Below are 11,659 nucleotides of genomic sequence, written 5' to 3'. Positions count from 1 at the left end.
TTCCTAGCGGAACAAGAAACCAAGCATTTTACGCAGCCTTTGATGATGAAGAAATCTGCTTTTATCCACCCATCCGTATTCCACCAACCAGTTGTTCCTAGCGGAACAAGAAGCCAAGCATTTTACGCAGCCTTTGATGATAAAGAAATCTGCTTTTATCCACCCATCCGATAGCTATCGGATCTGTGCCATCCGTGTTTCTATCAATAAACCTCACCCCCTTTTACCCACCAAGCCTCTTGCAATTTTTATAATACCTAGCGAGATACTGCGTACGGTAAACATCTGCCTATTATTTACATTCAGTTTGGCAGAAGCAGATTGTATTTGTTTATCTAGCGTATTGGTAGAAATATTAAGCACACTAGCAATGGCTTGTTGCTTGGTACCACTTGCAGATGCATACAAGCTACTCATCATTTTTTCACGTTTAGTAAGTCCAAGCGATGCAGCCCTTTCATTCTCTGCCTGTCGCTTTGCTACTAGTTGTTCTATATCAAATGTGTGGTACTTGTTGTTAGCACTGTTAATGATGTATGGGTCTATATAATAGCCGTCATTTGCAATAATGTTAATAGCCTCTTCTAAATGCACCATATATACGTTGCCCGGCAATGCTTCAAAACGCTTTAAATCGGGAAAAAGCTTTACAACATAACCTTTAGCACCACAGCTAAGCATATCTTCAACAGCTTCTATATGCAGATGGCTGCTTAATGCTAGTACCTTAATAGAGGGGTGATAAGTAGTGAGATAATCGGTTAAAGAAACGCCATCCATACCACGCATTTCTAAATCTACTAGTGCGATATCTGGTAATTGCTTTTCACTTGCGCAGTAACGTAAAAACTCAAAAGCATCCGTTTTTTCTACCTGTACTTTACAGTTTTTAAATGCCGATACAATGGAATAGATATAATCAGCATGTAGTAAATTATCTTCTACAATAGCTACGTTTATCATGGTTTGCAGTGTTTGGTATAGTATCAGGCACATAAAAATATAAAAAATGGTGGATATCCACCATTTTTTAATACAAAAACCAATATTAAGTTTACATCACCAAAATGATAATAAGATACTGTAGACCAATTATCACCACAACGACAGGCATTACAAGCAAGGTAGAACAAATAACAACATAAAGACTAGTAGCACAATAAAGCAGTGAGCTAATAATTGGAAACAGTGAGGTGATTGGATAAAATAGTTGACTACTTAGGCAAAATAGCATGCTACTTATACCAATTAGCAAGCTACTTTAACCCAATAGTATGCTACTAAAATTTATTAGCTTACTAATTTTTATAAATAGCAAGCTAATTATAACAAATAGCACACTAGTTAAAGCAATTAGCAAGCTAATTAGAGCAAATAGTTGACTAATTACAATAATTAGTACGCTATTAAAATGATTTTATACTATGTGGCTATATGCCTATGTGGTGAAATTACAATTATACAACAATAAAAATCAATTAGTTATGGCTACCGCAGTATCTAGCTTTTACAAACTAACTACCGCAGAGAAAATTGTAAGAGCCCGCTTTTATGCAAAACAATTAACAGGCAATACCAATTTTGCCAGCCCCGACCCTAACCCTACAGAAATAAATACCGCCGCTACTACCCTAGAAACGGCCTTTAACGAGGCAGCAGATGGTGGAAAAACCAAAAAAGCCGCAGCAAAAACTGCTGAAGCAGCACTAGATGCGGTTATTGTATTGTTTGTAGCCTATGTACAGTTTGCCAGTAAAGGCGATGAAACCATTATACGCAGCAGTGGCTTAGAGGTTAAAGAGAACAACAACACCGCACAGCCCTTGGTACAAGTAATAGGCTTAACACTTGAAACAGGTATTAATGAAGGTGAACTAATAGTAAGTTGGGATAAAGTAGACAAAAGCCGTGTGTATAAAATAGAAAAAAGCCCTGATGGCAGCACCAACTGGCAACCTGCTGGCGAAAGCACCAAAAGCACCATTACCTTAACTGGCCTACCTACCGCCACCAAACTATGGCTACGTGTAGCCGCTATTGGTGCCAAAGGCCAAGGCCCTTGGAGCGACCCTGCGAAGGGATTGGTGAGGTAGAGAGGGGAAGGATCTTATAAGGGAGATTCTGACTAATGCGCCCGTTATAGGAAGCATATTTAAGATAAAAAATACTTTTAAAACCTATAAATTATAAAATACTACAACTTTTAAGCTTTGCCATTTTTTTACCATTTTAAACCCACAATCAAAATGATTAGAAATTTAATCTTTTTGGCTTTAATCTTTTTTTCAAATTCTATATTTGGACAAAGCAATAAATGCGATACAAAAAATCGTAGCAAGTCTAAAACAAAAAATATCACGCAAATAAAACCTGAATCAAATCAAACGTGGACAGTTCCTGTAATTTTTCATGTGCTACACCATCTTGACCAAGAAAATATTCCTGACAGTTTGATTAAAGGAATATTGGCAACTTTACATAACGACTTTCTAAATTTAAATAACGATTTAACAGCTGTTCCTATTGAATTTCAAAGTTTAATTGGTAAACCCAATGTAAATTTCATTTTGGCTAATAAACTACCAAACGGAACGCCAACGACAGGAATAATTAGACAATTTACGAACACTTCACAGTTTAAAGTACGACAGAGGAGAACTTTTGAAGAAAGTCCAATTATTGATAACAAATCTTATTTGAATGTTTATATCTGCAATGTTAATACTAATGCATATACGCCATCAGAAAGCAATCCTAATCATGATGGGATTGTAATTAACTATAAAAAGGTTTTTAATGGTAGCCGCACATTAACTCATGAAACAGGTCATTGGTTTAACCTACACCATATTTTTGAAAATGATTATGTAAAAGACACACCTTCTCAAAAAAAGCATAACTTTTATTGCCCACACTTTCCTAATATAGAATTCAGACATTCCACAATGTTCATGAATTACATGGATTATAGTAGTTGCAGATACTTTTTTACAATAGGACAAGTTCAAAGAATGAGAAATTATATTATAAATAATAAAAACTTTACACTATGAAAATTATTATAACAATAGCAATTTTATTGATTTTTTGGCAAAATGTTTTAAGCCAAACTGAAACTGATACTGCTTTTATAGCGGATTATTCAACAACAAGAATTTCCTTTGTTAATTTAAGTATGTCCCTTAAATACCCCAAAAATTTAAATACAATATTCAAAAAGGCAATTGACTTAAATAAACCAATCGCACTAACCTATAATACAAAAAACAATACTCTCATTTCATGTAAAATAATTACTATTAAAAATGGAGATAAAAATAAAAATGAAGTTGCTTTTTTATCTATCCCACCTTCTATCACTACAGAAGTTCAGACAGGTGCATTGGACAAAATTGGCATAGGGCTTAACAATAGTATATCGCACCCAGACTTAGAAAGACTATTTAGCTTTTTAGTTAGTTTATCATGCAAAAATTCAAGTACATGCCAAAATGGAACAATGCCTTGTATAACATTTCAATATAAAGCTAACGGATGTCAGGCACGAGCTCACCTTATGCGATATTATATAGAGGATTCATTTCATTTGGAAAGTAAGAAAATATTTTTATTTGGCTCACTACATGCAAAGAATTCAGAAAGTTGCGGAGAAGCATGTATTGATTGGGGGTGGCACGTAGCACCTTTAGTTAACGAAATTGACAGTAATGGTGCAATTACAGCAAAGGTTATTGACCCTTCATTATTCACAAAACCTGTAACAATAGAAGAATGGAAGAATGCACAAATTAATTGCTCAAATTATTCCAAAATAGACACAACGTATATTGTAGATTCAAAGTTTTATAGTTGGAATTATCAAGGTCATGGCAGTCATAAAACGAGATACTTTTATGAAGACAAAGGCGACTACAGCTATAATAGTTACACTTTAAATTTTCTTCGACCAAGATGTAAAAAATGTAACTAACAAAACAGCAAGCAAAATTGTATTTGTGTTGTAATAATTTCAAAACAAAACTTCAACTATATGCAGACAATCACTAAAACACTATTAACAATTATGTTTTTGTCAATATTCTTTTGTAGTAAAGCTCAAATTGTTGACATTGACTATTCAAAAAAAACAAGAAATTTTTTAGACTCCTCAATAACTACAAACGAGGACAATATTCAATTTCTAAAAAACGGCTTTGTTGACTTTCTTTCAGATGGAAACATTCAAGCATCCGCAAGGCTTCTGAGAATAAATATTGGTGAGCAAAATAAATTTTATTTACCATTTTTTATTTATACTGGAACTGCAGGAAACGCTTTTGGAGGAGATAAACTTAACAAGACTACTGTATCAAATCTGTTAAATCCAATTGGGGGAACAATCAACCTTTCATTCAATGGGCTACAAAATCTGATTAAAAGTGAAAGCATCACCAAGTTAAAATTTGCTTATCAATTAGGAGGTAGAACAATGAATGGGAAAGATAGTTTAACTCAAGAGAATGTAAATTTTTTCAATGGTTTTGCTAATCTTGGCCTATTTTTCCAAACAGGTGCATGGACACCTACCGACCCAAACAATATGGGTATATTCTATGTACAAGCAAAGGTTATTAGTTCTATATCAAGTAAAGGAAACTTGCAAAAAATATTTGGAAATTCTTCTATAGATAAGAATTACTTACTTGGTTATTCAATAGATGCAGGTATTGAAATAAATAAGGTAATTAATTTAAAACTTGGAGTTTATCAATATACGAATAATTCAAGTATTTCATTATTGAAGGATCCTATTGTAAAGTTTTCATTAGACTATTCACTAAAAAATTAAATAAAATCAATTACTCAGCTTGGCAACATGTTCCAAAAGGCATGTTGCCTATATAAATAAAAAGGGTTTTTCTCCCCACTAGCGCAGGTCTTTAGAGGGGCTATCCAGCATAGCCGACCTGTGCTAAGGTGTTACTTGTTTTTTAGGTAATAGTTTTTAAAGGTAAGAAGGCATAACTTAAATTATTAGTGTGGTTTTAAAAAGGTTGATGCACAAGCATATAATAATTTTTCAACTACATATTAGCAAAAGTAATGCCTAGAAAGCCAAAAAAAATACTGTGGGTTTAGCTAAAAACAACTGTACAACAAAAATTATAACAAGAAATCTATGAAACAAATATCAATTATCCCAACTTTTGGAGATAAAGGAATGAATGTTGAAACCATTCAAATGAAACTAACCGAACTTGGTTATAGTTTAGGTAACATCGACGGATCATTTGGAAACCTAACAAAAAAAGCTATTAGCGAATTTCAATCATCCAAAAACCTATCAGACGATGGAATTCTTAATACAGAAACCCTAAATCTAATTGGCATTGAAGTCGAAAGTGAATTAAGTAATAACCCTTTTTTCGCAATTCCAAGTATTGTTGATAAAACAAAAATTTCAAAAATTAGATGGGAAAATGGTAACAGAGGTCAAGCACCTTATGGTTATTATTATGGCGTAGGTTTGGTATTCGCCAATCTTTATGAAAGAATTAAAAAAGGTGAAAAAATTGCAAAAGAAATATCTAAGCCATTAGATACATTAAAAGACAAAGATTCTTTACTTCTGTTTGAAAATATTCTCAATAAAAATTGTGCAAATAAACTGACAACTGATACTGATAGACTACGTGGCTTGATAGTCCTTATGTTTGGTTTGGGCGTAATGGAAAGTAGTGGAAGGTATTGTTGTGGTTGGGATAGAGGAAAACTTAATGGTTGGGGTAAACCCGCAAAAAAGAAAGACCCAACTTCAATAAATTCTGAAGCAGGTTTATTTCAGACAAGCTATGACATATTAAGTTCCGTAAGCACTTCAACTGAAAATCTACTTCTTGAAATATTTGAAAAGTATAAAGTTAGTCAAGATGGATACATAGAATTATTTTCTAAAGGTGCACATTGCAAAGAAGCAGATTTAGAAAATTTTGGAGACGGTGAAGGAAAGGAGTTTCAAAGAATCTCTAAAGAATCGCCTGCTTTTGCTTTAGAATTTACTGCATTAGCTTTAAGGAATATTGCAACACATTGGAATCCAGTAATTAAAATTGGTGATAATAATGACGGGCTGCAAATTAAAAAAGAATGCGATGATTTATTAAAAAACATACAGAAGTATGTAGATGAAAATCTAGAAATTACACCACCGAGTATTACTATTCCTATAATTACATCGGTTGAAACTAATAGCTTAAAGCAAATTGCACTTAATAAAGCTGAAACAATTGGTCAAAAGGAAAAGTTAGAAGAGTTATTTAGATATGATAAAAGTAGTAAGGCTAATTTTTGGGCAATAGTCGACTTCTCAAAACCGCGGACAGAAAAGCGGCTTTTTATATTTGACTTAAAAAATGAGGAGGTAAAAAGCTACTGTGTTGCGCATGGAAAGAATTCAGGCGATTTGTATGCAACAGAATTTTCAAATACAATTAACTCTAATAAATCTTGCTTAGGTATTTTCAAAACGGGAACGACATATATCGGAAATAATGGCCGCTCTTTATATCTAGATGGCTTAGAATCTTCTAATAGCAATACCAGAGAAAGGTATATTGTAATACATCAAAGTCAATATGTAACAGATGAAATAGCTGGTAGGTCTTTAGGCTGTTTTGTTGTTAGTCCTAAATATGGCAAGGAAGTTATTGATAATTTAAGAGACGGTTCCTATTTACTAGCTTGGCACGCTTAAGAAATAAGAGAAAAAATGAAAAAATGAAAAATATACTTTTAGCTACTGCATTACTTATATCCATGAGTACTTCAGCACAAAAATCAACTACAAAAAAATCAATTCTACAGCCGTCAAAACAGGCATCTGTTGCTAAACTAAAAAAAGGTAAATTGATATCAGAATTCACTTCAAACTTGGTAGCATACACCGCAGTAAATGAAGAGCATCCAATCGGTGAAGCCTCTACAGAAAGTGAAGCTTTGTTTGCGCAATATGGGATTAAGTTTTTGTGTGTAAAATTCACACCATCAAACAAAAAATGTGTATTTAATTATACTGACAAATACACCGAAACACAATCTGCTGAAATTGGGGTTGGTGATTCTTTTTATACAATGTACTCGCCTAATAAAAAGGTTATGGTAGAAGCAAAATATTTATCAATCATTTTAAATAAGGATTATCCACTACAAAGCAAAACCAGGATTAAGTTTTCAGTATATGAAATCAAGTAATTTATTTTACAATTATTGGTATTAGTTAAGCTTAGTTCTGTACAAACGTCCGAGGTTTTAAAAACCTCGGACGTTTTGCTTGTTATCCTTAACACTGTTAGTCAACATTACCCCCCACCAACCAACACATTAACCCACGTAATCGTTGCCGTTTTTAATTCGTTATAATACCTTGTTACCCTTTACTTTTGCACCGCAAAAAATTATTTCCATTTAACCATAAAATTTTCTTGTATGAAAGTTACTGTAGTAGGTGCTGGTGCCGTGGGCGCAACTTGTGCCGATAACATTGCTCGTAAAGAGTTGGCTGCTGAATTGGTATTGTTAGACATTAAAGAAGGCGTTGCAGAAGGTAAGTCTATTGACATGATGCAAACTGCAGCTTTATTAGGTTTTGATACAAAAATTAAAGGCGTTACTGCCGATTATGCCGCTACTGCAGATTCTGATGTAGTGGTTATTACTTCTGGCTTACCTCGTAAACCAGGTATGACTCGTGAAGAACTAATTGGTGTAAATGCTGGTATTGTAAAAAGCGTTACTGAAAATATTTTAAAATATTCACCTGATACCATCATCATTGTTGTATCTAACCCAATGGATACAATGAACTACTTAACCTTACAAACTTCTGGCTTGCCTAAAAACAAAATTTTAGGTATGGGTGGTGCGTTAGATTCTGCTCGTTTTAAATACTACTTAAGCCAAGCTTTGGGTTGTTCACCTGCTGACTTAAACGCTGTGGTTATTGGTGGTCATGGTGATACGACTATGATTCCTTTAATTAAACACGCTACTTGGAACAGTATTCCTGTAACCAACTTTTTAACCCAAGAACAACAAGATAAAGTAGTAGCTGACACAATGGTTGGTGGTGCTACATTAACCAAGTTAATTGGCACAAGTGCTTGGTATGCACCAGGTGCTGGTACTGCTGCAATGGTAGAAAGCATTTTACGTGACGAGAAAAAATTAATTTCTTGTGGTGTGGCTTTAGATGGTGAATATGGCCAAAAAGATATTTCACTAGTAGTACCTGTCGTTTTAGGTAGAACTGGTTGGGAAAAAATTGTAGACTTTACACTAAGCGATGCCGAACAAGCTGCCTTTAACAAAAGCGCAGACGCTGTTCGTAGCATGAACGATGTATTGAAGACTTTATAGTTTGCAACATTTGTTGATAGAATAACACATTAAAAAGAAGGTATCATTTACGTAACAGTATTTGATACCTTTTTTATTTACATTTAGCATCTAAATTTTTAGCATTTTGGCAACATTTCAAACATCTATCTGCATTATTGGTGCTGGGCCTGCTGGCGCAAGCACGTCTATTTTCTTAGCAAAAAAAGGTATTGCACATACTATTGTAGATGCAGCTGAATTTCCTAGAGATAAAATATGTGGTGATGGTTTAGATTATAAAACCATCAGAATGCTGAACCACATAGACCCTGATTTAATTGAGAAAGAAATTTTTCATCACCCAGATTTTACGGCTTCATGGGGTTTGCGCTCTATAATGCCTAATGGCAAATTGAAAGATTTTATGCATCAGCCAGATGCAGACAAACCACATCAATGCTCGTATTTTATAAGTAAACGCATACATTTTGATAATTTTTTGGTGCAAAAAATAAACCCGCAGTTTGCACAGTTTATGCGTGGCACTAAAATAGTGAACATCGTACGTGATGGTAAAAAGTGGCTATTATCTGCTGTAAATAAAGATGGTGAACATACCATTTGCTGCGACCTTGTAATTGGTGCAGATGGTGACCACAGTATTTTGTTAAGACATTTAGGTGAACGTAAAATAGATCGTAACCACTATGCAGGCGCTGTAAGGCAATACTGGCAAGGTATTACCGATATGCATGAGAAGAATTTATTGGAAATTTATTTTCCTACCAACCTGCCTATGTCTTACTTATGGATATTTCCATTACCAAATGGTGAAGCCAACGTAGGGTTAGGTATGATAAGTAAATATGCAGCAAAGCAAGGCATCAACTTTAGAACGCAGATGCAAAAAATGATAGAGAGCGATGCTGCTATTGCACATCGGTTTAAAAATGCCACCCCACTAACACCAATAGAAGGTTGGGGCTTGCCATTAGCTTCGCTAAGAAGAAACTTAGCTGGTGATGGTTATTTGTTAACTGGTGATGCAGGTTCTATGATTTCGCCATCAAGCGGTGAAGGCATTGGTAACGCCATGATTACAGGTTATATAGCAGCAGAATTCATTGAAAGTGCTATTGCTAAAAACGATTTTAGCGCACAAACTTTTGCCAATTACAACCGTGAAGTATTTCGCTTATTTGATGATGAGATTAAAGCACATAACTTTTTCTCACAGTATAAAATTGCAGAAATATCTATGTGGCTGTTAAATAATGTGTGGCTGAAAACATCGTTATTTAAACGCTTTTACGAAAATAAGATTAGTGCTTGGACAAATACTGCCTACAACAAGACGTTGAAGATAACAGTAGATTAAACAGTGGTAAAAATATTGCTTGGGTAAGTAACTTTTACCAAAAACAAGCCATGTGCAGGGGTGCTAAAATTGGCTTTGGTGCAGTCTTTAGCTTCAATAATTTTTCTAAAATCTGCTAAAGAAATATTGCCCCTACCAGCTAACAACATGGTACCAACTAAGCCACGTACCATACCACGTAAAAAGCGGTTGGCTTTTACATTATACACCAAGCAATTGTTCTCGTACAACCATTGGGAAAGCATTATGTCGCAATTAAAATTGTTGACTTGAGTATGCTTTTTAGAAAAACTGGTAAAATCTTTATACTCAAACAGCACAGCAGCACATTCATTTAAAACAACTACATCTAAAGGAAAAGCATAGCGCCAAGCTGTTTCTTCTAAAAATGGGTTTTTATCCTGGGTAATAAAGTATTTGTATTCCCTTGCTTCGCCACTAAACCTTGCATGCACATCGTCTTTTACTTGGGCAATGCTTTTAATCACCACATCATTTGGCAATAGTGCATTTAAATTGTACACTTTTTTATCCAATGGTAAATCTGTATCAACATGGTAAAAATTTTGCAGTGCATGTACACCTGCATCTGTACGTGATGAACAAGTAAGTTGCAATGGCTGACGATAAAATATCTGCAACGCATCTTCTACCACCGACTGAATAGTGATGGCATTTTGCTGTACTTGAAAACCGCTATAATGTGTGCCTTTATAAGCTACTTCTATAAAATACCGAGGCATTATTGCAGGGCTTTTCTAAATTGTTCAATAATGTCGGGCTTGCTGAGTAATTTCTGCAAGGAAGGAAAGTTGTAAGCATCGTACACCGTTTTTTGGGCATATAAAAAGAAGCTCAATTTGTTTTCTTCGTCTATCAATAAATAGCTCAAATTTTTCACTTGCTCTACTGAAAAACACTTGTCTTTAAATGCTTGTGCACCAATATTAAGCATTTCATATTCAGCTTCAGCAGCTGCCATTTTAGAGCGTGTTTTTAAGAAATCATCGTTGGTGGCAAATGTGCAGTTCTTTACACTTTTATCTACTTTATTGGTTACATTGGTTCTTACTGCTATCACACTATCAACTTTTATAGTAGTTGCATTTGGTATAAATACACGTACTGTATCGCCCTTATCAAGGTATACTTCTGTTACACCAGTTTCTGAAATAATACTAGATAGTTTTTTTATACCATTAGTAGCAACCCCAGTTTTTGGCAAAGTGTTTATTGTACCATCAGTATTTACAGCTAGTTTAGGTAAATCTTTTAATTGACTAGCTAAAGTAGAATCAGCTTTTGTAGCAGTGGTAATTTGAGGCTTTGCTACATCTAAAATAGGTGCAGTTGTAGTAGCTACTGTTGGTGTTACAGGTTCTACGGCCTTAGTTACAGTTGGTACTTGTGTAGTAGTATTTAAAGTAGAGGCTGCTGGCTTTGCGCCTGCGCTTACAATAGAAAAATCTTGCAAATTAAAAAGCTCCCATTGCTTACTAGCATTTAATCTTAATGAGTAACCTAAATCGTTATTGGTAATAGTTGTAGCAAAATTTTGCTCCGGATATTTATCTCTTGCAAAGCCTACTTTAAAGTTCACTTCGCCACTTTTTAGCTTTGGCAATATTAAATAGCCATTTACACTAGAACTATAGTTAGTGCCATTCAGCATTACATAAAATGGCTCTTTGGTTTCTGATTGAAAATATATAAAGTGGTTGGCATTTTGCTGTGCAGTAGCGCCTACACCCAACAAACAGCCCATAAATAGTAGTGTTATCAATAACTTCATCGTAGTAACATTCGTTAATGCAAACTTACGTGTAAAATGCGTTTGCGTAATATAAAATGCGTTTGTGTAACTTCTTACAATCTGTAACGTATTTATAGGTCTTGCAATTATCTTTACCACAATAAAACTATTTG

Annotated in this window: 11 protein-coding genes; 8 read left to right on the top strand and 3 right to left on the bottom strand. The window is 34.4% G+C overall.

Features of this window, described 5'->3' with window-relative positions:
- Positions 1-213 precede the first annotated feature (213 nt).
- On the bottom strand, positions 214-963 hold the full coding sequence (locus ACT9TX_RS14290) for a response regulator transcription factor (RefSeq protein ID WP_481339236.1): 750 nt from the start codon (positions 961-963) through the stop codon (positions 214-216).
- 521 nt (positions 964-1,484) lie between these two features.
- Here ACT9TX_RS14290 and ACT9TX_RS14285 point away from each other — a divergent pair.
- The 8 genes from ACT9TX_RS14285 (at position 1,485) to ACT9TX_RS14250 (ending at position 9,733) form a co-directional block, all read left to right on the top strand.
- Positions 1,485-2,093, top strand: coding sequence for a fibronectin type III domain-containing protein (locus ACT9TX_RS14285; protein ID WP_481339234.1), 609 nt, complete (start codon positions 1,485-1,487; stop codon positions 2,091-2,093).
- Positions 2,094-2,246: 153 nt separating this feature from the next.
- Positions 2,247-3,053 (top strand): M43 family zinc metalloprotease, encoded by an 807-nt coding sequence (locus ACT9TX_RS14280; RefSeq protein ID WP_481339232.1) that lies wholly within the window; start codon positions 2,247-2,249, stop codon positions 3,051-3,053.
- Complete coding sequence (locus tag ACT9TX_RS14275) at positions 3,050-3,970, top strand: protein-glutamine glutaminase family protein (RefSeq protein ID WP_481339230.1); 921 nt, start codon at positions 3,050-3,052, stop codon at positions 3,968-3,970. Before ACT9TX_RS14280 ends, ACT9TX_RS14275 begins: the two co-directional genes overlap by 4 nt.
- A gap of 60 nt (positions 3,971-4,030) precedes the next feature.
- A complete protein-coding gene (locus ACT9TX_RS14270) occupies positions 4,031-4,828 on the top strand; it encodes a hypothetical protein (protein WP_481339228.1) in 798 nt (265 codons plus the stop codon).
- 330 nt (positions 4,829-5,158) lie between these two features.
- The gene (locus ACT9TX_RS14265) at positions 5,159-6,733 is read left to right on the top strand and encodes a murein L,D-transpeptidase catalytic domain-containing protein (protein WP_481339226.1); all 1,575 of its coding nucleotides are present in this window, start codon (positions 5,159-5,161) and stop codon (positions 6,731-6,733) included.
- Between the two features lie 23 nt (positions 6,734-6,756).
- Positions 6,757-7,230, top strand: coding sequence for a hypothetical protein (locus ACT9TX_RS14260; protein WP_481339224.1), 474 nt, complete (start codon positions 6,757-6,759; stop codon positions 7,228-7,230).
- 234 nt (positions 7,231-7,464) lie between these two features.
- Complete coding sequence (locus tag ACT9TX_RS14255) at positions 7,465-8,394, top strand: malate dehydrogenase (RefSeq protein ID WP_481339222.1); 930 nt, start codon at positions 7,465-7,467, stop codon at positions 8,392-8,394.
- A gap of 106 nt (positions 8,395-8,500) precedes the next feature.
- Entirely contained in the window at positions 8,501-9,733 is a 1,233-nt protein-coding gene (locus tag ACT9TX_RS14250) for an NAD(P)/FAD-dependent oxidoreductase (RefSeq protein ID WP_481339220.1), read from the top strand.
- On the opposite strand, the gene truA is transcribed toward ACT9TX_RS14250, so the two are convergent.
- Both truA and ACT9TX_RS14240 read right to left on the bottom strand, forming a co-directional pair.
- A complete protein-coding gene (gene truA, locus ACT9TX_RS14245; protein ID WP_481339218.1) occupies positions 9,730-10,476 on the bottom strand; it encodes a tRNA pseudouridine(38-40) synthase TruA in 747 nt (248 codons plus the stop codon). The genes ACT9TX_RS14250 and truA overlap by 4 nt on opposite strands.
- Entirely contained in the window at positions 10,476-11,645 is a 1,170-nt protein-coding gene (locus ACT9TX_RS14240; protein WP_481339216.1) for a hypothetical protein, read from the bottom strand. Before ACT9TX_RS14240 ends, truA begins: the two co-directional genes overlap by 1 nt.
- Positions 11,646-11,659: the final 14 nt, after the last annotated feature.

It is taken from the genome of Parasediminibacterium sp. HNIBRBA5674, assembly GCF_056745525.1.
Note: the sequence above shows the minus strand (reverse complement) of the source record. Positions and strands in the feature narration are given on the sequence as shown.

Coding starts and splice junctions, on each gene's coding strand:
- ACT9TX_RS14255 (WP_481339222.1), top strand. CDS start 7,465: ATGAAAGTTACTGTAGTAGGTGCTGGTGCCGTGGGCGCAACTTGTGCC.
- ACT9TX_RS14280 (WP_481339232.1), top strand. CDS start 2,247: ATGATTAGAAATTTAATCTTTTTGGCTTTAATCTTTTTTTCAAATTCT.
- ACT9TX_RS14270 (WP_481339228.1), top strand. CDS start 4,031: ATGCAGACAATCACTAAAACACTATTAACAATTATGTTTTTGTCAATA.
- ACT9TX_RS14265 (WP_481339226.1), top strand. CDS start 5,159: ATGAAACAAATATCAATTATCCCAACTTTTGGAGATAAAGGAATGAAT.
- ACT9TX_RS14285 (WP_481339234.1), top strand. CDS start 1,485: ATGGCTACCGCAGTATCTAGCTTTTACAAACTAACTACCGCAGAGAAA.
- truA (WP_481339218.1), bottom strand. CDS start 10,476: ATGCCTCGGTATTTTATAGAAGTAGCTTATAAAGGCACACATTATAGC.
- ACT9TX_RS14290 (WP_481339236.1), bottom strand. CDS start 963: ATGATAAACGTAGCTATTGTAGAAGATAATTTACTACATGCTGATTAT.
- ACT9TX_RS14275 (WP_481339230.1), top strand. CDS start 3,050: ATGAAAATTATTATAACAATAGCAATTTTATTGATTTTTTGGCAAAAT.
- ACT9TX_RS14260 (WP_481339224.1), top strand. CDS start 6,757: ATGAAAAATATACTTTTAGCTACTGCATTACTTATATCCATGAGTACT.